23 protein-coding genes are annotated in these 26434 nt (G+C 59.8%); 8 read left to right on the top strand and 15 right to left on the bottom strand.

Annotation, left to right across the window (positions count from 1 at the left end):
• Nucleotides 1-7: 7 nt before the first annotated feature.
• The 5 genes from JIN81_RS10255 to JIN81_RS10235 are packed head-to-tail and all read left to right on the top strand — an operon-like array spanning nt 8 to nt 7988.
• Nucleotides 8-1024 (top strand): ABC transporter ATP-binding protein, encoded by a 1017-nt coding sequence (locus tag JIN81_RS10255; RefSeq protein WP_200278856.1) that lies wholly within the window; start codon nt 8-10, stop codon nt 1022-1024.
• Nucleotides 1025-2506, top strand: coding sequence for a hypothetical protein (locus tag JIN81_RS10250; protein ID WP_200278855.1), 1482 nt, complete (start codon nt 1025-1027; stop codon nt 2504-2506).
• The gene (locus JIN81_RS10245; protein ID WP_200278854.1) at nt 2503-3384 is read left to right on the top strand and encodes a DUF58 domain-containing protein; all 882 of its coding nucleotides are present in this window, start codon (nt 2503-2505) and stop codon (nt 3382-3384) included. Before JIN81_RS10250 ends, JIN81_RS10245 begins: the two co-directional genes overlap by 4 nt.
• A 17-nt stretch (nt 3385-3401) precedes the next feature.
• Nucleotides 3402-5252, top strand: coding sequence for a BatA domain-containing protein (locus JIN81_RS10240; protein ID WP_200278853.1), 1851 nt, complete (start codon nt 3402-3404; stop codon nt 5250-5252).
• Between the two features lie 12 nt (nt 5253-5264).
• Nucleotides 5265-7988, top strand: a complete 2724-nt coding sequence (locus JIN81_RS10235) for a VWA domain-containing protein (protein WP_200278852.1) — start codon at nt 5265-5267, stop codon at nt 7986-7988.
• A gap of 10 nt (nt 7989-7998) precedes the next feature.
• On the opposite strand, the gene JIN81_RS10230 is transcribed toward JIN81_RS10235, so the two are convergent.
• From JIN81_RS10230 to JIN81_RS10220, 3 genes are read right to left on the bottom strand one after another with little or no spacing between them, the layout of a single operon-like run.
• Nucleotides 7999-9684: a putative manganese-dependent inorganic diphosphatase gene (locus JIN81_RS10230; protein ID WP_200278851.1), complete on the bottom strand. Its 1686-nt coding sequence runs from the start codon at nt 9682-9684 to the stop codon at nt 7999-8001.
• 21 nt (nt 9685-9705) lie between these two features.
• On the bottom strand, nt 9706-11445 hold the full coding sequence (gene argS / locus JIN81_RS10225) for an arginine--tRNA ligase (protein WP_200278850.1): 1740 nt from the start codon (nt 11443-11445) through the stop codon (nt 9706-9708).
• Nucleotides 11446-11453: 8 nt separating this feature from the next.
• Nucleotides 11454-11927, bottom strand: a complete 474-nt coding sequence (locus tag JIN81_RS10220) for a PTS sugar transporter subunit IIA (protein WP_200278849.1) — start codon at nt 11925-11927, stop codon at nt 11454-11456.
• 169 nt (nt 11928-12096) lie between these two features.
• Here JIN81_RS10220 and JIN81_RS10215 point away from each other — a divergent pair, with 169 nt between their 5' ends.
• Both JIN81_RS10215 and JIN81_RS10210 read left to right on the top strand, forming a co-directional pair.
• On the top strand, nt 12097-12594 hold the full coding sequence (locus tag JIN81_RS10215; RefSeq protein ID WP_234044699.1) for a hypothetical protein: 498 nt from the start codon (nt 12097-12099) through the stop codon (nt 12592-12594).
• A gap of 212 nt (nt 12595-12806) precedes the next feature.
• The gene (locus JIN81_RS10210; protein WP_234044698.1) at nt 12807-13655 is read left to right on the top strand and encodes a hypothetical protein; all 849 of its coding nucleotides are present in this window, start codon (nt 12807-12809) and stop codon (nt 13653-13655) included.
• Between the two features lie 142 nt (nt 13656-13797).
• Here JIN81_RS10210 and JIN81_RS10205 read toward each other — a convergent pair whose 3' ends face one another.
• From JIN81_RS10205 to gspG, 10 genes are all read right to left on the bottom strand, one after another.
• Nucleotides 13798-15192 (bottom strand): tetratricopeptide repeat protein, encoded by a 1395-nt coding sequence (locus JIN81_RS10205; protein ID WP_200278847.1) that lies wholly within the window; start codon nt 15190-15192, stop codon nt 13798-13800.
• Between the two features lie 203 nt (nt 15193-15395).
• Complete coding sequence (locus tag JIN81_RS10200) at nt 15396-17780, bottom strand: secretin N-terminal domain-containing protein (RefSeq protein WP_200278846.1); 2385 nt, start codon at nt 17778-17780, stop codon at nt 15396-15398.
• Nucleotides 17781-17819: 39 nt separating this feature from the next.
• Nucleotides 17820-18332 carry a hypothetical protein gene (locus JIN81_RS10195; protein WP_200278845.1) on the bottom strand — a complete coding sequence of 171 codons (513 nt, stop codon included), beginning with the start codon at nt 18330-18332 and terminating at the stop codon, nt 17820-17822.
• Nucleotides 18329-18892, bottom strand: coding sequence for a hypothetical protein (locus JIN81_RS10190; protein ID WP_200278844.1), 564 nt, complete (start codon nt 18890-18892; stop codon nt 18329-18331). Before JIN81_RS10190 ends, JIN81_RS10195 begins: the two co-directional genes overlap by 4 nt.
• A 58-nt stretch (nt 18893-18950) precedes the next feature.
• Nucleotides 18951-20180 carry a hypothetical protein gene (locus tag JIN81_RS10185; protein WP_200278843.1) on the bottom strand — a complete coding sequence of 410 codons (1230 nt, stop codon included), beginning with the start codon at nt 20178-20180 and terminating at the stop codon, nt 18951-18953.
• A gap of 17 nt (nt 20181-20197) precedes the next feature.
• Complete coding sequence (locus JIN81_RS10180; RefSeq protein WP_200278842.1) at nt 20198-21121, bottom strand: type II secretion system minor pseudopilin; 924 nt, start codon at nt 21119-21121, stop codon at nt 20198-20200.
• A complete protein-coding gene (locus tag JIN81_RS10175) occupies nt 21118-21981 on the bottom strand; it encodes a type II secretion system protein (RefSeq protein ID WP_200278841.1) in 864 nt (287 codons plus the stop codon). Before JIN81_RS10175 ends, JIN81_RS10180 begins: the two co-directional genes overlap by 4 nt.
• The gene (locus JIN81_RS10170; protein WP_200278840.1) at nt 21978-22403 is read right to left on the bottom strand and encodes a type II secretion system protein; all 426 of its coding nucleotides are present in this window, start codon (nt 22401-22403) and stop codon (nt 21978-21980) included. Before JIN81_RS10170 ends, JIN81_RS10175 begins: the two co-directional genes overlap by 4 nt.
• Nucleotides 22400-23008, bottom strand: a complete 609-nt coding sequence (locus JIN81_RS10165) for a pilus assembly FimT family protein (protein ID WP_200278839.1) — start codon at nt 23006-23008, stop codon at nt 22400-22402. Before JIN81_RS10165 ends, JIN81_RS10170 begins: the two co-directional genes overlap by 4 nt.
• Nucleotides 22980-23420, bottom strand: coding sequence for a type II secretion system major pseudopilin GspG (gene gspG, locus JIN81_RS10160; protein WP_200278838.1), 441 nt, complete (start codon nt 23418-23420; stop codon nt 22980-22982). Before gspG ends, JIN81_RS10165 begins: the two co-directional genes overlap by 29 nt.
• A 241-nt stretch (nt 23421-23661) precedes the next feature.
• On the opposite strand from gspG, the gene JIN81_RS10155 reads away from it, so the two are divergent.
• Nucleotides 23662-24888 carry a saccharopine dehydrogenase family protein gene (locus JIN81_RS10155; protein WP_200278837.1) on the top strand — a complete coding sequence of 409 codons (1227 nt, stop codon included), beginning with the start codon at nt 23662-23664 and terminating at the stop codon, nt 24886-24888.
• 24 nt (nt 24889-24912) lie between these two features.
• Here the strand turns inward: JIN81_RS10155 and JIN81_RS10150 are convergent, their stop codons facing one another.
• Together JIN81_RS10150 and JIN81_RS10145 are read right to left on the bottom strand one after the other, a co-directional pair.
• Complete coding sequence (locus JIN81_RS10150; RefSeq protein WP_200278836.1) at nt 24913-25638, bottom strand: hypothetical protein; 726 nt, start codon at nt 25636-25638, stop codon at nt 24913-24915.
• A 3-nt stretch (nt 25639-25641) separates the two neighbouring features.
• Entirely contained in the window at nt 25642-26337 is a 696-nt protein-coding gene (locus JIN81_RS10145; protein WP_234044696.1) for an outer membrane lipoprotein-sorting protein, read from the bottom strand.
• Nucleotides 26338-26434 lie beyond the last annotated feature (97 nt).

Genomic DNA, 26434 nt, shown 5'->3' with positions numbered 1-26434 from the left:
CCGTCCAATGTCTGATTCCGCCATTCGTGTTCACAATCTCTACCGCTACTTCGGACAACTGAAGGCGGTGAACGGGATCTCGTTCGAGATCCCCCATGGTTCGGTCTGCGGCTTCGTGGGCGCCAATGGCGCCGGCAAGACCACGACCATGCGGATTCTCGCCTCGCTTGACTACCCGACCATGGGGCTCGCCGAGGTCTGTGGGATCAACGTGGTCCACCACCCGGAAGAGGTCCGCCGCCTGATTGGCTGGATGCCGGATCACTTCGGGAACTATGAGCACATGACGGTGCTCGAGTACTTGGATTTCTACGCCCGGGCATTCGGCTACTCGGGCAAGGAACGGCGGACCCGTGTCCAGGAGGTCATGGAGTTCACGGATCTCATTCCGCTTGCCGACCGGTTCTCCAATAAGCTCTCGAAGGGCATGACCCAGCGACTCTGCTTGGGGCGCTCCCTTCTTCACGACCCCCAGGTCCTCATCATGGATGAGCCGGCCGCGGGACTCGATCCCAAGGCCCGGGTGGAACTGAAACACCTGATCCGGGTGCTGGCCGACGAAGGGAAGACGATCTTCATCTCATCCCACATCCTCTCCGAGCTGGGGGAGATGTGCGACTCGCTCCTGTTCGTGAATGAAGGACGCATCGTGCACCACGGCGACTCGGAGTCGCTCAAGCAGGGTACGGACGCGGCAGGAGGCATGCTTTATGACATCCAGGTCTGCGGTGATCCACAGGCAATCTCGGACTGGTGCGTCGTCCAGCCGCACGTCGAGTTCCTCGAATCGCGCAAGCAAGGCGGCAGAATCAGGATCGAGGGGAACGACCCGAAACGGGCATCGGACATCCTTGGCAGGATGATCAAGGATGGCTTGACGATCCATGAGTTCCACAAGGAGCAACGCAACCTTGAGGATGCCTTCATCGATATGCTGGGCCGGATTGACCGGGGCGAGACCGCCATGGCTGAAACCCCTGCACCGCAGGAACCCTCATTCACTCCAAGCGCTCCGACTTCCTAGATGTCCGAGAACGTCAATACCGCCGAGCCACCGGAAATGCCCTTGGTTGCCGATCGGCTCGCCGACTTCAGCGATCGGCTCTCGCCGATGCTGGTGAAGGAACTCAGGCAAGGACTTCGAGCGAAGACCTTTGTCATCGTTTTCCTGACGCTTCAGGGCTTGCTTGCCTTGGTGCTGCTCACCTCGATCGCCTCCGCCGAAGCACCGCAGAATGCCGGTGAGGCCATCACCAGCATCATCTTCATGTTCTTCGGTGTGGCGGTGCTCGTCATCCAGCCGATCCGCGGCATCGGAGCACTCCATCGCGAGGTTCAGGGGCAGACCATCGAATTGATGGTGCTCACCCGTCTCAGCGCATGGAAGATCGTGCTCGGGAAATGGGTTTCGATTGTTAGCCAATCCGCGTTGATCTTTGCCGCAATCGTCCCCTACCTGATCCTGAGATACTGGTTCGGCGACATGAACTTGTTCGGGGAACTTTCGCTCCTCTGTCTGGTTTTTCTGGGGTCCACTGTCATTACGGCGATCATCGTAGGGATCTCCTGCGTGCCCTCCGTCATTCTGCGTGGTCTGGTCCCTCTGATCGCCGCAGCTTTCGGTCTATGGGCCATCCCCCTGCTGTGTTTCGAAGGGGAGTTCGATGAACTCGTTACCCTTGCGGCGATGCAGTCCCCTGAGAGTTTCTGGGGGGTGGTGCTCGGTGTGCTTTGCGCGGTCTACATCGGATGGACGGCGCTCGGCGTCGGCGCCGCCATGATTGCTCCTGCTGCGGAGAACCACAGTTCGGTCCGTCGCCTTCTGACGCTTGGCCTGATGCTGCTTCTGGTGGCAGTTTCCGGGATCACCTCGGTGCCGGTGGAAGGCTGGGTGATCGTGATTGCCCTCGTTCTGATTCCGTCGCTCATCATCGAGATGACCGAACCACTCGTATTGCTGCCCCCGGTGTGCCGGCCATTCGTGGAAAAGGGAGCGCTCGGGAAAATCGCAGGACGTTTCCTTTATCCGGGTTGGCCCTGCGGTGTCCTATTCTCGCTGGTGATGATCGGTCTGGCAGGCTTGTCCTGCCACTTTGCCGGTATTTCCACGATGCCGACAAGCGGACAGACCGTCGTCACATCCCTGCTCGGGAGCCTGCTGATGCCTGCCGCGGTGATGTCGTTCTTCGACAAGCGCATCAAACACCGGCTGTCCTTGTATCTTCTCCTCCTTTCTACGAATGCCATCGTCACCATCGTACTGGCGGTGCTTGTCAATGAGCTTCCAGCGGACTCCCGTGGCTTCATGGCATGGCTCGCTTGGCTGCCGCAGAGCGGGTTCATCATGGTCAACTATCCGATGAAGTTCTCGCCGGTTTCACTGCTGATTTGGATGTCGATCGCGACCGCAGCCTACACGGTAATTCTGCTGGTCACGGCGCTGATCAAGACGAGGTGCATCGCGGAGGTAGAGAGGGAAGCCGAGGATATGGAGGTGAGCTCATGACCAAGGAGGAACTGATCAGGGCCCACGGTCACGCCTCGGCAGCCACCGGACGGTTGCGCCTCCCGCTGCGCTCAAAGGTTTGGAAAGGACAGGCCGGGGAGTTCATGGGGGCAGGTGTCGGTTCCTCGCTGGATTTCCAGGATCACCGGACTTACGTGCCCGGCGATGATCCCCGCCACATCAACTGGCAGGCCTACGCCCGGACCGGCAACTACACCATGAAGCTCTATCGCGAAGAGGTCCGCCCGATCGTGGATGTGGTGTTGGATGCGTCGGAGTCCATGTTCTTCGACCCGGCCAAGGCGACCAGGGTCGCCGAGTTGTTCTACTTCGCCGTCGAGTCCGCACGGCGATCCGGAGCCGCCACATCAGTTCACATGGTTCGCGGCGATACCGTGCGTCCGACGCCCGCCGAAGGTGTCGACCACCATCAGTGGCTCGATGAGGCGCGGAGTCTCGAAGTGAAGGATGCCGGGGCGGCTCCCGATTTGTCGCGCATCGCGTTTCGGCAGAATGCGATTCGGGTCTTCATCTCGGACCTTCTCTTCGAGGCCAATCCCGAACCCATCCTCCACTTGCTGGCGGCTCGTCAAGGGTCCCCCATCCTGCTGGTTCCCCATGTGAATGCCGAGGCGAACCCGGAATGGTCCGGGAACTACGAGTTCGTCGACAGCGAAAGGAATACCCGCCACCCCCACCGAATCGAGCCGACCGTGCTCAAGCGCTACAAAGCGACGTATGCCAAGCACTTCGCCTTGTGGAAGCAGTCGGCACAACGACATCGCAGCGCATTCGCTCGCGTGGCCTCGGAGCCCGACTTTCAGACGGCGCTGTTCACTGAAGCGGTACCCACGGGTGCCTTGGAGATCGCCCACTGACCCATCCTTTTCCCTGCATGATCACACTCGCCAACCCCGCCGGTCTCTGGGCCCTTCTCGGCATTCCTGCCGTGTTGGCGATCCACTTTCTGCAGCGGCAGGCGGTCGTGCTGCCCGTCAGCACCCTTTTCCTCTTGGAGAAAACCCAGCGTGAATCCGCCAGCGGTCGTCGATTCGACCGACTGATGAATTCGGTCCCGCTCTGGATGCAGTTGTTGGGTGTCCTGCTCCTCGCCTGGATTCTCGCTGAGCCTCGCTACCAGAAAGCCCGTAGTACGCAGCGGATTGGTATCGTTCTGGATTCGTCCGCATCGATGTCGGTCTTCAAGGAGGACTTGATCGAGTCGCTCACCGAGGCTCTTCCCGACCTGAAGGGGCCGGCGACTCACCTCGAACTCACAATCCTCGACAGCAACCCGTCAAAGGAGCGGCTGTATTCCGGGGCTTCGATCGAGAACGCGATGGCGGTGATGCAGACGTGGCAACCTCAGTCCGGGCTGATCGACCCGTCTCCGGCCCTTCGCATTGCCCGATCTCTGGTTGGGAAAGAGGGCATTTTGATCTACGCGACGGATACGCCCGTCGACACCCCGCCCTACGACACCCGTTTGTTGTCCGTGGGCGAGAAGGTGGACAACGTGGGGGTGACGGGGGTGCGATTCAGTCGAAAGGAAGGTGCCGATGTCTGGAATGCAGTCGTCAGGAACTACGGACCGGAGCCGACCTCTCGGACCTGGCAACTACGTTTTCCTGATGGAACCGCGTCCGAACCCAAGTCCTTTGACCTTCAACCAGGTGGCTTGGTTTCGTTGCAGGGTGCCCTGCCTGCCGGGAAGGAACGCGCGAACTTCGTGCTCTCCGAAGACCGGTTCACTCTGGACGACACGGTGCCAATGGTTCGGCCGAAGCCGAAGACCATCGCCCTGTATTCGGCGACATCCCCCGAATTCTCGAAATTGGCTGCACGCATGATCCGATCGCTTGAAGCGATTGAATCGGTCAACGACAGTTCGGTAGCCGACTTTTCACTGGTCTCCTATGACCCTCTCGACCCGGTGCTTCCTCGTGGAGACGCCGCGGTCTTCGTCAATGATGGGACGCGTGCTGGAGCGTACCTCAAGGGAGGTATTGTGGCCGAACCGCATCCGCTGGTCGACGGGCTGAACTGGCAGTCTCTCCTGGTGCGTGAATCGATCCAGCTCGAGCGCAGCCCGACGGACGACGTCTTGCTTTGGCAGGGCGAGCGACCACTGATTTTCCTGAGGGAGATCAAGGATGAGAACGGCCGCCTTGAGGGCACTCAGTTGTGCTTCAACTTCGACCTCCGTTTGTCGAACGCCGATCAGCAACCCGCGTTCATCGTCTGTCTTCATCGATTCATCGAGGAGATCCGTCAATCCAAGGTTGCCGAAGTGCGCGACAACCTTGAGACGGGTCAGCCCATCGAATTGGCTGCCGAGACCCTCCAAGGTGATGGATCGGTTCCGGCTTTGAGGGTGACCCACGACTCCATTACCGGTGAGGCAATCTCGAGTCGAAGCGTTCCAGCTTCGAGCCTGGTGAAATTCTCCGCACCTGGAACCCCGGGCTTTCTCCGTGTCGATCAGGGCGATCAGCCCCTGCTCGAAGCAGCCTTGTATTTCGCCGATACCCGTGAGGCCGACTTCAGCCAGTGCGCTCCGGCCAACACGCTCAGCGACGCTCGGTCGGAAGCCATTCAACGTCATACCCAGGAAGACCACTGGTGGCGTGCCTGGGTGTTGTTGCTGCTGGTCGCGCTGATCATTTCATGGCACTTTTCCAAGTCGGGCCCCGCTGTTTCGGATGTTGCGGACGGGTCGTCATCCCCTGCCAAATCCCGCGCCTAACCCCACGATTTCATGAGTTTCAGTTCGCCTGAGTGGTTTCTCGTCCTGCCCGCCGCCCTTTTGATCGGTTGGTTGTGGCGGTCGCTGCGGCTGTTTTCGCCGCTCAGGTTGTTGATCATCGTCATCGGCACGATCGTCCTCGCCGACCCCAGAGTGGTCTTGAAGGACAACTCGCTCGATCTGTGGGTCCTCCTCGACCGTTCGGACTCCACCGAAGAATTGGTGGATCAGGGGCTCCCCGAGTGGCAGCGGCTGCTTGAACGCTCCAAACCATCGCGACGGGACAAGATGATCCTACTCGACTACGCCGCGGAGATCGTCGAGCACGGTGCAGATGGTGCCAATTTCACGGGATCCCGGAAACTTACCCGAACGGGGCTGGCGCTGTCCCACGTGGCGGCTCTCGCTGAAGAGGATCAGCCATCCCGCGTGCTCCTGTTCACCGATGGCTATGCCACCGAACCGCTGCAGGAGGCTGCCGATCGACTCGAAGCTCGCGGCATTCCCTTGGACTTCCGTTTGATCCGGGACGAGACGCTGGATGACTACCGGGTTGCCCGGCTCGACCTTCCGGCTCGGGTCCAAGCCGGAGAGCCCTTCCTCTTCTCCGTTCTCGTCCGTGGGTCCGTGGACGGAAAGGTGCCGCTCACCATCCGACGTGGTGGAAGCACCTTGATCGAGACCGAAGTCGAACTTCTCAATGGCGTTGGACGTGCCGAGTTCACCGACCGGATTCCGCTGACCGGCTCCTTTGAGTATGAAGCTGAACTCAGCCCGGAGACCGATGCCCACCCCGGCAACAACCGCGCATCAAGGTGGATTGAGATCACCGGTGGTCCTCGGGTGCTCGTGGTGACCCGCTACGAGAATGATCCGCTTGCTGAAGTACTGCGTTCATTGGATTTCACGGTCGATGTGGAGATGAACTCCCAGTCACTGGAACCCGGACGGCTTTCGGGTGCCCGCGCCGTGATCCTCAACAACGTGCCAGCCCACGAGGTTCCCCAGCGCTTCCTCGATGCCCTGGATTTCTTCGTCAGGGAACAAGCAGGTGGTTTTCTCATGGTGGGCGGCAAGCATTCGTTCGGATCGGGTGGATACTTCCAGTCGTCGATCGATCCACTGCTGCCGATCTCCATGGAGTTGAAGACCGAGCACCGGAAGCTCGCCGTGGCCTTGGCCGTGGTGCTCGACCGCTCGGGATCCATGGGAGTCACCGTCAACGCCGGTGCGAAAACACGGACCAAGATGGACCTGGCGAATGCCGGTGCCGCGGAGGCCATCAACCTCCTCGGTCCGATGGACCAGGTGTCGGTGCTCGCGGTCGACAGCGCCCCGCACAAGATCGTTCCACTCACGAAGATCGGCGGAAACAAGAAGAAGCTGATGACCCGGGTGAGGAAGATCCAGTCCCAGGGCGGAGGCATCTACGTGTATGAAGGACTGAAGGCCGCGTGGGATGAACTGAAGAAGGCCAATGTTGGCACTCGTCACGTGATCCTCTTTTCCGATGCGGCGGACTCGGAGGAACCCGGCGACTACAAACGTTTGCTGGAGAAGATGAAGGCCGAGGGAGCGAGCGTTTCAGTGATCGGACTCGGCACCAAAAAGGACCCCGATGCAAAGTTGTTGGAAGATATCGCCAAGCGGGGCAACGGACGGGTTTTCTTCTCAGAGCGGGCCGTGGACATCCCCAAGATTTTCGCTCAGGAGACGGTGACCATCGCTCGCTCGGCCTTCGTGGAGGAGCCGGTTGGCGCCGCGCCTACCGGACGTTGGGCCGAGGTGTCCCCGAAGCAACTGAAGTGGCTCCCCGAGGCGGGTGGTTACAATCTCTCGTATGCGCGGGAGGATGCGACCACTTCCTTGGTGACGACTGATGAATACGTGGCCCCTCTGGTGGCCCATGCGCGGCGGGGGCTGGGCCGGACTGCTGCCATCAGCTTTCCGCTGGGTGGTGAATTCTCGGAGCCGGCGCGTGAGTGGCCGGGCTATGCCGACTTCGTCCAGACGATGACGCGCTGGTTGATGGGCTTGGATCTACCGCCTGGTGTCGGCCTTCGCCATGAGATCGACGGCACCCGGCTCAATCTCGATTTGCTCTACGACCCTGAGTTGTGGGCCGACAAGTTGAGCGCCAATCCGCCGACCATCCGCCTGCTTGAGTCAGGACTTGGTGAAGGATCCTACGAGGTGCCATGGCGGCGGATCGAGCCGGGACACTTCGCGGTGTCGCGTGACATGGAGGAAGGCTCGGTGATCCGTGGTGCCGTCCAGCTTGGTCGCCATGCACTTCCCTTCGGCCCACTGACGGTTGGTTCGTCGGTCGAGTGGGCCTTCGAGCCGGAGCGCCTTGCTGAGCTTCGTGCGTTGTCTGGCCAGACGGGCGGGCGCGAGTTGTTGAATTTGTCAGAGGCATGGCTTCGACCCCCTCATGATCACGAAGTGGCCTTGAGGCTGTGGCTTGTGGTCGCCCTTCTCAGTCTTTTGGTGATCGAAGCCTTGGTCACACGGACGGGCTGGCGACTCCCCTTGCCCAGCTTGCCGAATCTCGCCAAGTCGGAGCGTCGTGCGAAGGTCACGAAAACCAGGAAACCCAAGCCGAACGTTCCCGAGGTTCCCGTGGTTGAGCCGTCCTCAGCCAGCGATCAGAAGGCGGAACCCGCGAAGGCCGCCCCTGAGACGACTCCTTCCGAGCGCCGGTCCCGCTACATGCGGGCCAAGGACCGGAAGTAGGAGTGGAGAGCTATCGGGTCGTCCTAACTGCCTGACAGACAGCGGGGAAAATCTGTTTCTTACGGCTCACGACACCGTGAGCACTGAACAGTGTGTCATCGATCGCCTCGAAGGGAATCGCCCTTACCAGGCGCTCATCGCCCGCGGCGAGGACCAGGCTGTGGTGCTTTGCAATGTCGGTCACTGCCAGCACGGCGATATCAAATCGTTCGTCGGCAGCGAGTTTCGCCAGACCCTCCTCCAAGACCTTCCGGCGGTCGTCGAAGGCTTCCAATCCAAGTTCCTCGATTTGTGCGATGGTGATCCGCACCCCTTCATCTAGGAACTCCTTGCGGTCGGCATTCAAGACCTCGTCGACCGAACCGGATGCCAATAGCGAACCGACGGCGAAGAACTCACTCTTGAACTCTTCAGGCTTCACGCCGGCGATGCCACTCAACCACTCGAGCATCCGGCGGTCGAGATCGGTCGTGGTCGGGGAGGTCAGGCAAAGCGTGTCGGAGATGATCCCGGCACACAGGCACATGGCCACCCCGGGCTCGGGTTCAAGGTCGCGGTGGAGGAACTTCCGCCCGACAAGGGTCGATGTGGATCCGACCGGTTCATTGAGGTAGCGGATCGGTTCACGGGAAATCAGGTCACCGGCCAAACGGTGGTGATCGATGACTTCAACGACATGGGCGTCTTCCACTCCCCGGACTGCCTGAGCATACTCGTTGTGGTCCACGAGGGCGACACGCGTGCGGGGAGGATCAACCAGGTCCGATTTCGAAAGAACCCCTTCCATTTCGCCACTGACCCGATCGACCACAGGAAAAAGATCCTGATCGAGGCTGGCCAAGGATTTGCGGAGACGGACCACGGGCTCCCCGGTGGTGACTGTCTGAAACTGACGCTCCATCACCTGCCCGACCGTTCTGGAGCAACGGATCAAGGTCGTGGCGCTTGCGGTATCCTGGGAGCACAGGAGAATGATGACTCCCTTCTGCTTGGCCATCTCACGCAGTTGGGGTTCCACTCCATTGTCCCCGGTGACCAACAAGGCACGCGCTCCATGTTCGATCGCATAGTGTTGAACGACGGGACGATCCCCACACATCACCAGATAACGGCCGATCGTTCCTTCCTTGGTCGCCGCCTTGAGCCTGCGATTCACGGTGGCCTGGGACGAAGCTCCCACCAACACGATCAGGTCCTCGTCGTCGCTCCCTTCAGGGAGATCGGCTCCCACCGACTCGGCATTCAAGGTCGTGGCCACCTTTCGGAGTGCCACTTGGATCATCCGGGCCATCATGTCGCTTCCGTCTCCGGGGAGCAGGAGCTCAAGAAGATCGAGATACCGTAGAATTCCCGTCGGGCGGTTGTTCCCATCCACGACAGGGACGCATCGAACCCCGTTGGCGAGCATGCTCCGGTAGGCGGCGAGGAACGTGTCCCCCGCCTTGGCCCACACGACATTGCGACGGCAAATCATGCCTGCGGTAGCTCGGACGTCCTCGACCAGCTCCGGTTGAGGAATGCCTGCCTTCTCCAGGACCCAGGCAGTACGCGGCGGTACCTGACCGCAGCGGGCTGCCGTTGCATCGGGCTCTCCGGTTTCACGAAGCAAGGCCGCGTGTCCGATCGCCGAGCAGATGGCGTCGGTATCCGGATTCAGGTGACCGATCACATAGAACGGCAGTCTTGGGGCGGGCATGGGGGTGAATCAGTCGATGGGTTACATTCGGTCCGGGCACTGGATTCCCAGTAGTCCAAGACCGTGGCGAAGCACCTTCGAAGTCAGTGCGCAGAGTGTCAATCGGCTGCTGCGGATATCTTCCTCGGCCTTGAGGACCGGGCATGCTTCGAAGAAGGAGTGGAAACTCCGGGCCAGTTCGAGGAGGTAATTGGCGAGCAGGTTGGGACGATGATCGTCGAGGATTGTCGGGAGGACTTCCCCGTAGCGGATCAGCATCCGTGCGAGGTGGATCTCGGCATCTTCACCGAGCTGGAGCTCCGCAGGTTGGAAATCGCCGTCGAGCTTGCGGAAGATCGAGCGGATGCGCACGTCGCTGTATTGCAGATACGGTGCGGTGTCGCCCTGCAGCGCCAGCATTCGATCCCATGAGAACACGTAGTCCGTGAGACGGTTCTGCGAAAGCTCCGCAAACTTCACTGCTCCGATCCCGACGACTTCAGCAATCTCCCGGATCTCCTCCTCCGTCAGATTCGGATTCTTCTCTGCAATGACCTTGGCCGACCGGTCGACGGCTTCCTCAAGCACGTCGACCAGTTGCACGTTGTCGCCCGACCGTGTTTTCATCAACTTGCGGTCTTCGCCGAGAATGGAACCGAAGGCGATGTGATGGAATTCACCATCCTTCCCCCAGCGCGCACATGCATCGAACAGCTGGCGGAAATGAAGTTGCTGGGGAGTGCCCACGACATACCAGACTTCGTCGGCCTTCCATTCGTCGATGCGGTATTCGACGGTCGCAAGGTCGGTCGTCGCGTAAAGGAACCCGCCATCCGCCTTCCGGATGATGGCCGGATTGTCCTGCCATCCGTCCTCCTTATGGATTCTGAAAGGATCCTGTTCGTCCTGAAGTTCGCCGGATGAGAAGATGCAGACAGCACCATCGCTGACACGGGCCAGCTCCTTCTCGAGGAACTCGTCGACCAGACCGGGCAGGCGTTCGTTGTAGAAGCTTTCTCCCAACCAGTAGTCGAACTTCACATCCAGTCGGTCATAGATTCGCTGCAGTCCGAGTTTTGAGAGGTCGATGCACTGTTGCCAGATCGCGAGATTCTCTTCGTCACCTGCCTGAAGTTTGACCAATTCGGCTTTGCAGACATCGAGCGTCGCTGGGTCATCCTTGGTCGCGGCATTGACCTCCCGATAGACGCGCACCAATTCGACGATCGGATCCGTTTCGAGCGCCTCGTGGTTGAGGCGGGTCTTCCATCCGTGGAGGATCATCCCGAATTGGGTGCCCCAGTCGCCGATGTGGTTGTCACGGATTACTTCGAAGCCGAGAAACTCGGCAATCCTCGCAAGGGAATCACCCAGAATGGTCGAGCGGATGTGGCCGACATGCATGGGCTTCGCGACATTGGGAGCGGAGAAGTCGACGACGATTCGGCGGCCATCCCCCAGGCTCGGAACTCCCAGTCGAGGGTCGTCGAGTTGTCGACGGGCACGCTTGGCGAAGGCCTCCGGGGTGACCTTGAAATTGATGAATCCCGGACCTGCGATGTCCGTGGTGGCGATGCCGCCAAGCTCAATCGCATCGACCACTTGCTGGGCAAGGGCCCGTGGGTTCGTGCGGCGCTGTTTGGCCTGTGCCATGGCGGCATTGCTCTGGTAGTCCCCGAAACGGAGATCCGCCGAGGCAACGACCGGTGTGCTCACTTTTTCGCCGACCACCTTCTCGAAGGCAGCTGACAGGGCGACCTCGATTTCCTGCTGAAGCGTCATGCAGGAAGTCAGGCGACGTTCCGCGATCCCTTACCAGCCAAAATATTCAAAATCTCCGTCCTGCACTCGGCTGCCGCCAATTGTTTTCGGATCTCACAGTTGGTGAACATCTTCGCGATGGCTGCCAGCGTCTGCAGGTGCATGTGGTAGTCCTTCTTCGGGACGAGGAAGAGCACCACGAAATGGACCGGGCAGTGATCCAGTGCTTCAAAGTCGATGCCCTTGGCCGAACGCCCGAAAACGGTGACGACCTGATCGAGTTTTTCGGAGAAGGCATGGGGAATTGCGACACCATAGCCAATCCCGGTGCTGACCTGTTCTTCCCGGGCGCGCAACGATTCGACGACCTCTTCCCGTAGGGATGGACTGAGTCGTTCCACCTCCACCAGGTGATCCACCAGTTCGAGAATGGCGCCCATGTGCTCCTCGGTGCGCATGTCCAAGACGATCTGGTCGGGCGTGAGAAGGGAAGCGAGCTTCATGCTGGAAAAACCGACAGGTGTGAGCACCCGGCGAGGGCCTTGACTAGCTTTGTCATACCACCGATGCAAGCGGCATTTACCATGTAGTAGCGATGCCCGGAAGCCAGTAGAGACAGCCCTGATTGGCTCTTGCGGCGGGCCCTCCATCGCCGCTAGCCTCAACGGACACATGAGCCACCTTTGGAGTCGCACGCTGATTGTTCTCGCCACCACATTGCTCTGCCAGTGCGCGGGCTCGTTCGGATCAGGAAACATGGGAGGCCCGACGGTCGAGGAGCGAAAGGCCCAGATTGCGGCGGAACCCAAGGGCGACTATTTCGTGGGACGCCGCTATTACGTGAAGAAAACCCGATTCTGGGGTTATGTGCGCCGACCTGGGCAGTCATGGGACCGTTCGAAGTTGGTGGTCATGAGGGAGGACAAGAAACGGACGCCCGATCGCTACCCCGAGAATGGAAGCGGCAACCAGCGCTACGGCTTTGATCAGAACTACGAATACAAGCTGAATGGCTACTTCACGGGCAGCAAGGTTTACGACCCGAACAGCAATCAGGTTTTGCCAGAGTTCATGTTGACCGGGTACGAAGTGCTGAACCGGCAACCCGGTTGGATATTCCGTCCGGATGATCGTTATGATCCTTACCGGATAACCGTATATTCCCGCTGAATGATCAGCCGATGAGCCGTATTCCCCAAAAACCCCGTAACTCACAACGTCCTGTCCAATCGCGGGTCGCGGGAAGCAGCCCGGATCTGGGTCAGCTGTCACGAATCGCGAACCGGCCTGAAGCCGGCAAGGGCCGTCGGCGATCGGGGCGCCGCCGCCGAAGTAGCTCTCCGTCCCGGCCCGGAGATGGGGCGGTTCTCCGGCGCTGGTTGATGCTCATCCTCATCGGGGGTGGCGCGCTGTTTTGCTGCATGCTGACGTGGTCTCTACTCCGCCAGGGAGGATCGGAGACCGATGCACCTGGCAATGGAACGGCGATGCCATCAAACGTGGCACAGGATGACGGGGCGGTAATTCCTCTGACGACGGAGGTCGCCATCTCGAATGCCCGGAGTCTGGTCAATGCGCGCTCGGCCGACGACCTGCGCGGATTGATCCGCCCGGGCAAGATTTCGGCGGTGCAAGCAGTTCAGGTTCTCCACGATCTTTCAATCGACCAGGGACCTCCTCAATCGCCCCGGTGGATGGGGAGCGTCGATTCCCTGATGCGCCCTCTTGAGGCGGTATTGGTTCCCTATGCGGAAGGCCGCGGGCGCCTTGTCCTGTTCACGCCTGACAATTCGGGAAATTGGATGATTGATTTCGATGCATTCGCGCAGCTTTCCGAGCCTCGTTTGGAAGCCTTGGTGTCGGGAAAGGCCAGTTCGGGAACCCTCCGCGTGCTGGCCAACCGGGACACCTACTACAACGGCATTTACACGGACGAGTCCCGCTTTGCCTGCTTTGCGCTTCGATCCGCCCAGTCGGATGCAGTCATCTACGGCTACTGCGCGTATGACAGTGATGCAATGGCAGCCCTTCTTGCCGTTGAAGCCAAGGCAGCCGCTGGGGAGACGGCCACCAAGGACCCGAGACAGATTCGTTCAAGGATCATGGTAGAGGTCGAACGGAAGCCGGAATCAGCGGACAAGCAGTTCGAGATTACCCGCGTGCTCTCCGATACCTGGGTGAAGTCCGATGTCGCTCTGGACGAAATGATCCGGGCTCGGGGAGGACAATGAGCCTGAAGCTGGTGCATTACCCGGCTCAGCACCCGGTGACCTCGCGGCTTCTGCATATTCTCCGGGTCGTTGATGAATAGAAAAGCGTGGCGACGCCGCTAGGCCCCACCACGCTTTTGAAATTCCGGACTTGTCGGTGCCCTCAGTCGCCGTACGAGGACTCGACGCGCTGCGCAACATCCCGGTAGCCGTAGTCGACCTCGTAGATCTCCTTGAAGCAAGCGATCGCGTTCTCCTTGTCGTCCATCGCCTCGTGCAGGAGGCCCTTCTCGTAGAGAACCTCCTTTTTGGTGTTGTCCATGGCGGTGAGGTCCTCCAGAGCGGACTCAAGTTGTTTGACACCCATGTCGAGCATCCCTTTCGCCTTGAAGGTACGGCCGAGGAGGAGGAGCACCTTGGATTGGATGTGCGGATTCCGTTTCGCCTGCTGAAGCTGAGGAATGGCACCACTGTAGTCCTCGGCATCGAACAGGGCTCTGCCGAGTTCATAACGAAGAACCGGGTCGGTCGGGTTTTGATCCACCCGCCGGGTCGCTTCGGCCACTGCATCCTCAATGCTCGATTTGCGTCGCTCTGCGAGCATCGCGATGACTTCCGGGTCATCGGGGTTCTCGGCGGCACGGCGCTCCAGTTCAGCCATCTCCGCCGACTTCACCTTATCGCTCATGGCTTCGGCCTTTGAGCGGAGTGCGACGTCGCCATTACTCAGCGAGAACGCCCACTCGTAGAAGCTCAGGGCGTTTGCCCAGTCTTCCAGACGTTCATAGACCGAGGCGAGTTCCTTGACGGTTCCGAGGTCGTTTTGATTATCCGCATAGGCTTGGGCGAGTTCATCCCGGCGCGCTTCCATCTGGTCCCGGGTCATGCCGGACCTCGCCTGCTTGTCCATCTTCTCGGCCTCGCCCTTGTTGCGCATCAGGTCGCGCATGTTGGTGTCCTCACCCCACTTTTGCTTCTCCATCGACGCTCTGGCGGTCGCGTCCTTCTCCCCCTTGATGGCGGCACTGTCGGTTGGGTCGTGCTTCAGGATGTCCTGATACACCTCAGCGGCCTTCAGGCCCTGGGTTTCGGTAATGTAGAACTCAGCCAGCTTGTGTAGAAACTTGGTTTGCTCAGGGTGCCCTTTCCGGACGGTTTCCAGGGCAAAGGCGGCGCTCTCCTTCATGTCGAGAGCAAGGAATGCCTCGAACAGTGCGTCGTTGATTTCAGGGTTGTACGGGTCCTTCTCAAGTTCCGCTTCAATCATCGGAATGGCTGCAGCGGGGTCCTTCTTGACCGCACTCACCAGCTTCATGGTACCCAGTCCACCTCCGGACTTCATGCCGAACAGGCCGGACTTCTTCTTGGGACCACCAGTCTCAAGCCCCTCGCATTTGCGCAGGACTTTGCGGCCGTCGAGGAATCCCGGGGCATCTTTCAGCACCCCTTGGAGGAGCTTGATGGCGTATCCGTGATTCTTGTTTTGAACTGCGGCCAGACCTTTCAGCCAGAGCGCTTTCACACTGGGGTCCAATTCGGCTTCGGTAATTTCGGGCATGGTGGATTTTTGGAAAACAGGTTGTTTTTGCACGCGATCGATCGACGTGTGCGGAGGCTCAGAAAATGCTAGCTCCCCCGCCCCTTGGCAAGCCCCCCGTCGCGGAATTCCGCCAACAATCCGGCCTCATCCCGACGATGTCCCTACAAAGCGACGACATGACGCCGCTCGAGGGAACTGGGAGCCTGAATCGGCTGCGCGGATTAGCGCCGCCAAGCGGATCCAGGCCGGCCGAACTTCTTCCGGGAGCTGGTGCTGGTCGCGGGTTGTGGTTCCGGCGCTGGCGCCCCCTTTTGACTGACGGGTTCGATGTCGGATTGCGTCGGCAATACGCCCGGCCCATTGGCAAACTGGTTGGCGGCCGGAGCAACTTCGAAACGGGAGTCCATATCGACCTGTGCGTCGTAGAGGGTTTTGGAATCGCGGACGATCTTTGGCTGAATGAACACCATCAGCTCCGCCCTCTCGTCCTCTGTGGAAGTGGATGAGAACAGCTTGCCGAGGCCCGGGATGTCGCTGAGCAGTGGGATCCCGGAGACGCTCTCGCGCTTCCGGCTGACGATCAATCCACCGAGGACGATCGTGGAGCCGTCGGGAACCGTTACTGTCGTAAGGACCTCGCGACGCCCGATGGTTGGCACCGCACCCACACCCTCGATGAACTGCTCACCGATGACCTCGTCGTTCAAGAGGGCGATCTCCAGGGTCACTTCATCCTCGGAGTTGACCAGCGGGATCACTTCCAGGCTGAGAAGGACGTCTTGGTATTCGATGTTGGTGCTCTGACTTGAGCCATTAACGCCGCCATTGTTGAAAGTATTGGTTGGAACGGCGATTCGCTCACCCGCTTGAATCGTGCCCTTGCGGTTGTTGGCGGTGAAAATCGTCGGCCGCGAGAGCACCTTGAAACGATTGTCCGACTGCAGGGCGTTGACGACAATATTGAAATCGTCGCCGATCCGCCCGTAGAGCGAAAGACCAGCTGCTGCGGCCAGGCTACCTGGATCAAAGGCGGTAAGACCGTCCAAAGGAACCAGTGGAAAATCACCGCTACCACCGCGACCCGCGAAGCGGTCGCCGTTGAGTGCCTGCACGTAATCCACTCCGAATTCGAAGTCATCGCCGAGCGTGAGCTGGCCGAATACGGCCGAAATCATCACCTGATCGGCCTTCACATCAATTTCGTCGAGGAGATTGGTGATGATCTCGACACCAGCAGGAGGTCCCTGAACGACCAGGGAGTTGGTGATGTTGTCGGCGACCAGGAGGGTGCGTCCCACCAATCGGGCTTCCGGGGCGCTATTGACCGTGGGGTCCCCTAGGCCACCTCCGCCGCTAAGGCTCCCGCCACTATTGCCACCGATGCTGCTGTTGGAATTGCTGCGATTGTTCGAGGTGGTGCTGCGGTTGTTGGAGGTACTCCGGCTGTTGTTTCCGAAGTTGGCCCCGGTGCTGCGTCCTCCGCCTGTGGAGCTGCCATTCGAGGAACTGGAAAACGCACGCTCCAGAGCGGGTTCGGCGATTTCGAGGAAATCGGCAACGGCAACGAACTTGAGCTTCCGTCGCAGGAAATTGCGTTCATCGGTGGCGCTGTCGAACTCGGCAACCAGGCCTTCAATGAAGACGATGTCGACCGGACGACCCATCGCGAAGATCCGGTTGGTTCGGCTGTCCGCCACGATTTGAATGGGCACGTCCTCGGCGGCACTGCTTCCACCGGCAGCAGCTACGGCACCTGGAACGCCAGGAGGCGTGGCATTGTTGCCAACGCGTTGCACACCCGCCGAGCGTTGGCCGGATTGTTGGGTGTTGAGGATTTCGTTGAGCGTTTCTGCGAGTTCATCGACATCCGCGTACTGGACCTTGATGAAGCGTGTCGCAACCGAGGCCGAAACGTCGATCTCCTCTTGCAGTTCAATCAAGCGTCGGATCAATGAGGTCTTCTCAGTAATGACGACGGCACCCGCATTGGGGACTGGCGTGATCGAACCGTAGGCTCCGAACTGACCGACGATGGTGGTAAAGGTTCGGACGATTTCATCGGGCTTGATGTAGCGCAGGTTCATCACATACGAAACCACCCGATCGTCGTTGGGAAGATCTGCTGGATCGATGATGATCTCCACCCCGACACCCTTCGGGTTCTCGCCACCCGTCGCCACCACCAGCACGTCGTGTCCGGCCATGTTTGGGTCGGGAACAAAGACGAAACCCTCCATCAAGGCAGCCTTTTTGAGGAGCTGTGATGCTTCCCCATAAGTGAGGGGCGCACGCTGGATGAAGCGGAATTCCGCAGCCGAAGCGGCCACGCTGACGGTCACACGACGTCCGGTGAATTTGCGATAGAGATCGGATAGCTCGTCTCCCGTCATCTTTGGGAAGATCTGATCCTCCCGCAGGACCGTTTCGGGGTCGACGACTCCCGCTGGAACTGCCGGGGCAGGAACGGGTGCGGCCGGGGCACCCGGGGCGACCGGAACACCCGGAGCCGGAGGTGCCGGAACGCCGGGAGGAGTCGGGTTGCCAGGAGGGTTTTGGGCCAGGGCGACAGTCGCGCTGGCGAGAAGGCAGAGAAGGCTACGTTGCATGAACTCGGTGGAGTGGGAAAAATTCAGATGGACGGAGGGTCAACGCTTGGGTGGGGTGACAACCCGAGGACGGGGTGTTCGGGTTGAACCCGAACTGGGCTTGGTTGGAATTGGCGGACGGGCCGCGGCGTTGGTCGGCGCCTTCTTTTGCGCGACCGGCGCCTTGATGGTAATGAGTTTGTCTTCGAAGGTCACGGTGCCCGTGGTGGATCCCTTGCGTAGGGTGACCACGGTCTCCTTCCAGTTCTCGGCCCAGTCGACCTTGACGATGGAGAATTCGCTACTTGATCCGGGGCTGACGACTTCCTTGATCTTCGGGTCCTTCTTGTTGAAGAGAATCGCGAAGTAGCCGTCGGCAAGCTTGGTGATGCCGCCGAGCGAGTAGTCTTCCAATGGGTTGGCCACCGGTGCCGGACCCGTGACGATCGGTTTGCTGGTGAACGGAGAGTCCTCCCAGAGAGGCTTGTAGCGCCCGAGCATCAACTGCTTCGGAGGTTCGCCGGTCGCAGTGCCGACCATCGCGGTGATGAGCAAAAGCAGGATCGTTTTCATGCGCCTTCAGCTTGACTTGCGGGTTCAATTTCTTCGGCTATCGCCGGGGTGAACCACTCCTCAATGGTGGCCACCACATCAATCTTCGTGTCGTCCTCGCGATTCGGGGAGAAGCGCAGCGACGTCACCGCGCGGAAGTCCTTGGGGCTGTGCATCTGCACGAGCCAGCGGTAAAGCCCGACTTCCTCGCCGGAAACCGAGATCTGGAAGCGTGCCCGATCATAGAATCCCTCCCCTTCGATATTCGGAAGAATCTTGGGGCGATTCACGCTCAGACCGGCCTGAGTCGCGGCTTTGGTCACCAGATTCTCGAGTTGCGACGGAGCGAGCTCCCCTTCCTTCGGGTCCGGTTGGTTCCTCGACAGCCACTCGACATCATCCATCATGCTCTCGCGGGTGCGGTCGAGCATGATGAGGCCGTCCAATTGCGTCTCAAGTCCGCGAATTTCGGCCTTCACGGCGTCATTCTTGGCCGTGATGGCCTTGAACCCATACAGGGTCACCACCGCAAAGAGCGCGGTGCCCAGTGCGATGAGTAGTCGTTGTTCCCGTTGGTTCATGTGGTCAAGTTGCCGGAGAAACGCCGCCGGGAGGATGAATTGTTGGTCAGAAATTGGATCATGGCTCCAGAGGTGCACCTTTGAACAGAAACTCCCAGCCTTTCTGCGTCTTGTTGGCCGGTTCGTTGTTCCACTCCAGCCATTCGAGATCCGCATTGCGCTTCAGCGCCAAGGAAAACGTGGTGACCGGTGCCGAGGCCGGTGCCGCTCCGCGCAACGTCACCAGTGGTTCGCTCTCGGAAAAGTCGATGTCGGCAGTGGTCAGCCGGAGACCGCTGTTCTTGGGAATCGAATTGGCGATGTTGAGCATTGTCTCAACCGGGTTGTATCGTGATTCCACGACTCGGCTGAGCTCGTCCCAGCGGGCGGTGTGTTCGCCGAAGACCGCTTCCACTTCCGCATACTGAGCCATCTCGGCCTTGATCTCCTTTCGCTCCTGAAGCGTTTGCCAGAGGCCCCATCCCAACCAGCCTGCGAAGCCCAGGTAGACGACCGCCGCGGCACCAACCAAGGTGAGCACCTTGTTGCGCTGGGCCTTGGCCCGTCGTGCAGCGTGCACGTCCGCCGGGAGGATCCGGCTCGGAGGATCGGGCATGACCGGGTCCGGACGATGAGCGATCTCGATCGGCACATCGAAGGCTTCCGCAAGGGCACCGGGTTCTCCCAGTTCACCTTGGGGGCCCCACAGGTGGACCCGCTCAGGCTTCACCTTGAGTCCCTGAAGCGTGAGCTGGCCAAGACTGAGATGGATGTCACGTACCACATCGTTGTCGGGGGTTTCAGCGGATGAAGAACTGGGCTGGCAGTAGATCAGTTTGCCTTCCTTGAAGATGCTGAACACCCAGCGGCCGAGTTCTTTCCACACGCAGACCGCATCTCCCTCGACGGGGAAACCGCGGGCGGAAAGATCGAAATCCTTGGGGGTGCGGACCGGCAGTTCGCCTTCGCCCGGGCTGCGGATGACGACATGAAGCAGCACGCTGGACTCGTCTTCCTGACTGACCAGAAAGCTGTCGGTCAACTCCCCGGCCATCACATCCGGACGAATGCCGAGCCGCTCCGCATGCATGGTGGCGAGATCTTCAAAGAGATCTTCATCGGTGCTCGGTGCCTTGAAGGGAAGGGCGTGCACCTGACGGACCGGAAACAACATGGCCAGGTCCCCGCTCGGGAGCCTGGACATCTCGCCGACCACCATCGGCCCCTCATCGTCGGCCCGCTGGTAGCCGCCGTCCGGTAACTGCTTCCAGAGTTCCCAGCCCAATGGACCGGGGACGAGAAGTGACATTTCTACGGGCTTTTTGCTCAAGGGATAACCTCCTCGGTTCGTTCTAGGATGGCCGGCTGGCCGGTCCGGTTGCGCACCACCAAGGTGATCTTGCGACGAGCGCCCGGCGAACTGCCGATGCTCTCAATGCGGGTGGTGGTTTCGTTCACGCTGAATCGGCTCACAATGTCGGGGCGCAGAGTGCGATCTACGCCCAAGAGTTCAAGAGCTTCCTGCGCGGATCGGAAAGGTGCGTCATCGTCCGTGTCGCGAATGCCATCCGGACCACGCACGGTTTCCGGAATAATTGCCGCCTGCTCGATCGGAACCTCGGCCGCCACGGCAATCATTTCGTCGGTGGCTTCGTTCAGATCGAGCGGGCCGGAACTCCAAACCGTGAACCATGATTGCCAATCCGGGCGCATCGCCTCGACGAGATCCATGCCGCGGACCAGTCGCATTTCATCGAGGCTGTAGAACGGGCGGTTGAACGGCTGATTGATCCGTCCGGCCGCCTCATACCAGTCGACCTCGGCACCATTCAGGGACTCTTCGTCGTTGGTGTCGACCCAGTCGACCAGGCCATCGGCCACAGCGGCTGCCTGATCGATATCCAGGCCCCAGTCGATGAACATGCTCTTCAGCAGGTTGGTATCATCCTTGAGGATGATGCTGTTGATGTTGAACTTGCCGCCTTCGGAAACGATCTTCACCTCGAAGCCTTCGCCGTCGGCCTCGGAATACTGGACGAGTATCGGATCCGACCGCTCGACCACCGGGTTGGCTCCTACCGCAATGCCCATCTCAGCAAGCTGCTTGGCGCGGAAACCGTGGATGTTGGCGGATGCCACATCGAGATCGAAGGAAACCACCCGAATGGCCGCCACCGCGGCGAAGGAAAGCAGGGCGATCAGCCAGAGGACGGCGACCAAGGCCGATCCGTTTCGTTGACCTCGCTTCACCGCCCTCCTCCTCTCTGTCCGGACGAACCACCACGTCCACCGCCTCCTCCGTCGCCGCGGCCACCCCCACCTCCATCGGTGGGAGGATTGGGAATGCTCACGCTTGGAGTCTCGCCATCACCGGGATTGGCTGAACCACCATCACCACCGCCTTGCTGGTCCTGCTGACCCTGTTGCTGCAACTGGCGCATCATCACCTCGGGATTCTGCTTCGGGGTGATCCAAAAAATCTGTCGCACCGGCGTTTCGATGTCTTCCGGTGCCATCGCATAGACCAACTCCATCTGCAGTGGCAGGCGACCCACCAGATCCCAATCATACTGCCACTCCATCGTCCGACCATCGAGGACCTGCCATTCAAAGGCCTGAACGTCCTCCAGTAGGATCACTTCTGCAAAAGGCTCGTCGTCCAACACCGAGGGGCTGTCTCCAACCTCTTGCGTCTCCTCGAGAACCTCGTTCTCGTAGTAACGCATGACGATGTCGAGAAGCCCGTCGCGCCGGCGCACGGTGGAAATCTGGACCGCCTTGGCAATACGCTCCGCTCCGCCCCACGTGAAGCTCAACGGCACGTTCTGGATCGTGAGATCGGAAAGGTACTGGGCGCCGGTATCTTCCGAGGTCAGCTCCATCCGCGCATTGCCCGGCATGGCGGAAAACTGGTCACCCAGCAGATCAATGAACGCAGCCTCAAGGCTCTCTTCGTTCTGGCGGGCCACCACTGCGTTCCCCAGGGCGATGTTCTGCGTCGCCACGGAGAAGATCATGCCTACCAGCAGAGCCAGCAGGCCGATCGCCAGCACCAGTTCCAGGAGCGTGAAACCGCGGTTGCCCGCGCGATGGAATGCGGCCGACTTCATGGTTGATAGAGTCGGGCGTAGCGCCAGGTTTCGGCGGTTTCTTCCATCCAAGCGCCACCGTCGTACCAGTGGGCGCTGACCTGGATCCGGAACATCTGTTGAAGCAACTGACCGTCCTGGTTTTCCATCTCAAGCAGTGGTTCGATCAGGGTGTCGACCTCGACCTGGGCTCCGCCGATTTCCTCATCGAGGGTCACGGAGGTGGTTCCCTCCTCGAGGGCCGGCATCGAGAGAGCCTCGGTCAACGCACTCTCCAGAATACGCCCGATCTGCATGCGTCGTTGTGCCATGGCCGCAGCATCCGCCGTGCGTCCCAGGGCAATGGCAAAAGCGGTCGCGGCAATTCCGAAAATCCCAAGCGCGAGGATGACCTCCATCAACAGGAAGCCAGCTCGTTTGGAAGATTTCGGAGAACGTCTCATTTGATCTCGGACTCGATTTCAGTGGCTGCGGCTGTCAGCGGGTGGAAGAACGCGGAAATCCAGTTACCGTTGTCCATCTCAAGCCGAAGGCCGACCGGTTCGCAGATGCCGTTCGGATCGAAACGCCAGACTTCGCTGTCTCGCTGCTTCAGCTCGATCCAGTCGGTCGAGCCCCACCGGCGCACGAGCATCAGCATCGGATCATCCTCTTCCTGCTGCCAACTGTCCCGAACCCCCGTCTGGGCGGCAGGTGCCGGAGATCCGTCGTCGAGCATCGAACGATCACTCTCCCGGGATTCGATCATGAACTCGCGGTCCTGCTCGTCCATCATCGCTTCGGCAAACGGCATGAGTTTGACTCCGGAAACCGTGAACTCGAGAGCATAAGGTCGCTGCTGCAGCGTGGAAATCGTTCGTGCCCGCTTGGCGAGCACTTCAATTTCCTGCACTGCGTCGTTGAGGCGGGCCTCGTCACGATTGAGATACATCGCGCCGATCGCCCCGCCGATGACGAGCATCATCAGCGAGAGTACGACGATGATCTCCAGCAGCGAGAAGCCAGCCCGAGCACCAGGATTACTCGTCCTTCTGACTGCTGATGTCATCCTCGGTGCCTTCAGTCATATCCGGCCCTTTGGAAATGATCTCGAAGGTGGTCGGATCATGGGTGCCGGGGAATTTGTAGCCATAGGGCTCCTGCCACGGGTCGAGCGGAACTTCGTCCATCAACTTGACCCAGCGCTTTGGAACCGGAGTGCCGCTTGGCTTGTTGACCAGAGCGTCGAGTCCTTGGGAAGTCGTGGGGTAGCGGCCGTTGTTCGTCTGATACATGCGGAGGGCAGCTCCCACTGCCTGGAAATCACCGCTAACGCGGGTGCGCTTGGCACCATCGCCGACCCGTCCCATGACGGAGATCGCACCGCCGATGATGACAGCGATGATCCCGAGGACGATGACCATTTCAAGGAGCGAGAAACCCGCACGATAGCGGCGCTTGGTAGTGGAAGGACGTTTCATGAGTTGTGTCAGAGTCGTAGCGGCGCGAAGCCTTACGCTAGAAAGAACGCCGTGCGAATCTAAACTTGTCGGTAATTTCCGGAGCTTTCGCTGGCAGAACCCACCAAAATACGAAGGGTTTCGCGAAATTTGGCGGAAATCCATGATTTGAACCGGTGCGGAGCCTGCCGCCCGATCAGAAACTTCGATTTTGCAGCTCATTTCTTGGCAATCCGGCTCCGTCCCGGCTAAACCCCGCGGCATGCATAAGGTTCTCATCATTGGTGCCGGCGGGGTCGGCAATGTCGTGGCCCACAAATGTGCCATGGTTCCCGAGGTTTTCGGCGAGATCACCCTCGCCTCCCGGACTCTGTCGAAGTGCGAAGCCATCGCCGCGGAAGTCAAGCAGCGGACCGGCCGGGACATCGCCACCGCCAGGGTGGACGCCGATGACTCCGCCCAGACCGCCGAGCTCATTCGGAAGACCGGAGCCTCCCTGGTCATCAATGTCGCTCTCCCCTATCAGGACCTCACCATCATGGATGCCTGCCTCGAGGCCGGGTGCGACTACCTGGATACGGCAAACTATGAGCCCAAGGATGTCGCCAAGTTCGAGTATTCCTGGCAATGGGAATATCAGGATCGTTTCAAGTCGGCAGGTCGCTCCGCCCTCCTTGGATCAGGCTTTGATCCGGGAGTCACCAACGTCTTCACCTCATGGGCTCTGAAGCATCACTTCGATGAGATTCATACGCTCGACATCATCGACGTGAATGGCGGCGACCATGGCCATGCCTTCGCGACGAACTTCAACCCGGAGATCAATATTCGCGAAGTGACCGCGGAGTGCCGCCACTGGGAGGACGGTCGCTTCGTCGAAACCCCGCCGATGTCCGAGCACCGCGGGTTCGACTGCCCCGATGGTGTCGGGAGCTACGAGATCTATCGTATGTATCACGAGGAACTCGAGTCGCTGACCAAGCACATCCCGACCATCAAGCGTGCCCAGTTCTGGATGAGCTTCTCCCCTGCCTATCTCACGCACCTCGAGGTGCTCGGGAATGTCGGGATGACGCGGATCGACGAAGTCGAGTATCAGGGGCAGAAGATCGTCCCGCTCCAGTTCCTCAAGGCCGTGCTGCCCAACCCCGGCGATCTCGGAGAGCGCACCAAAGGCCGCACGTGCATTGGCAACATCATCACCGGCCTCAGGGATGGGCAGCCGAAGGCCGTCTACGTCTACAACATCTGCGACCACGAAAAGTGCTTCGAGGAAGTCGGAAGTCAGGCCATTTCCTACACGACCGGAGTTCCCGCCATGATTGGCGCGAAGCAGATGCTGGAAGGTGCGTGGAGGAAAGACGGCGTCTGGAACATGGAACAGCATGACCCCGACCCCTTCATGGCCGACCTGAATGCCCACGGTCTTCCATGGACCTGCATCGAATTGACGCCGGAGCAGGCGGCTGCATTCCAGGTGGTTCCCTGATTGGCACCCCAGGGTGCCGCTGGCTCACTCCCCGTTCTCCGAACGCTCCCTCAACTCATCCTTCTCTCGCTTCAGTGCGGCGATGTCCTTCATGAGGGAGCGGAAGGTTTGCATGATGGGTTGGTGGCTATTTGCGAGCTCGGTTGCCTCCATCTCCAGATCCAGTTCCTCCTCCAGTTTGGTGAGCTCTCTCGCCAAATCCGTTTTCTGTGTGCGGATCTGACCTAGTTTTCTCTTCACCTCGTCTAGCTCATCTTGAAGCAGAGCAACCTGACCGCGGACTTCGAGACTTGTTTTCGTCAAGGTTCCGATTTCCTGTTCCAGTTGCAACCTGCGCCCTTCGTCTGCTTGCTCGCTCCGGTTCGGTTCGGCGGATGCCAACTCAGGATCTTTCGGATCGGACCGGGATCCACTCTCAGGAGAAATACCAGCGGATTCCCCGAGCACCCATCGACCTGCACCCCTGCGGATCGACTCTTGGGTTCGTGCCGGTAACTTCTCCAGCTCCGTCCAATAGCGGATGGTCTCGGGGAAGCGGTGGAGGTGCCAGGTTTCGAGTGAAACGACGCCATCGCGAAGCCCCACATACTCGATGCTGTGGATGGACCCGATCGAATCGCGATCCGACGCCATCTCGATGAATTCATCCGCGTCGAGATGGATGCCGAATTGAGCAACGAACAAGGCCCGACCTCCAAAACCGAGCAGTCCGATTACGGCGATTAGTGCAAGGACTCGGGTCGTTCTCATCGTTCAGCGAGCTCCCTTTGGTGCGGGACGAGTAGGCTTGTCGAACTCGAGATAGCTGTGGCTCACGGTCTTTCCTCCGCGAATGGAGCTGACCTTCATCTGCTTCAGCGTGTGGGTGCCGTCGCTGAGCTTCATCACCTCTTCCACGGTGAACTGCTTCAGTTTGTTGCCCTGACGATCGAAGCCCTCGACCTTCATGAAGGCTCCGAACTTCTTGTGCACCCAGACATAGACCAAACCGTAGTCGCCGGTCCGTCCCGGGTTATTGATTCGGATCTTCCAGCAGTCGTGGGTCCGCACGCGCTCTCCGCCTTCCAGCTTGGGGTTCGGCCAGTAAAAGAAGCGCATGGAAAGATCCTCGTAGGTCAGGTCACTACCCGCGATCGGTTGTCTCAGCTTGTTGTCCGGAAAGGCGACCGTCTTTCCATTGATGATCTCGAAAAGGTCGAACTTGTCATCGCCAAGCCGCATGTGGAAACGCTGCTGCCCCGCCCCGGTGGTGAACTGGATATCCTTGCCCCGCAGGAACAGCGAGACGTCCGTCTTCGTGCGGCCCTGGCGGATCGTCCCGCGGAGGTCGTTGTTTTGCAGGGTCGCGGCCATCCGGGCGCGCTCCATCAACTGGGCTGCATCCTGAGCGGTCGCGTGGCCTAGCAGGAGCAGGCAAAGGACAGGGAAAATTCGGGAAACGTTGATCATTGGGCGAAACATGGCGCTGCATGCTCTGACGATCAAGGCTTCGAATTGATTCAAATGGAGCCCCCCGCTGGAAACGGGGTTGCCGTTGTTTGATGGC

The organism is Haloferula rosea (genome assembly GCF_016595525.1).
Taxonomy (GTDB): domain Bacteria; phylum Verrucomicrobiota; class Verrucomicrobiia; order Verrucomicrobiales; family Akkermansiaceae; genus Haloferula; species Haloferula rosea.
This window is presented reverse-complemented; position numbering and strand designations above follow the sequence as displayed.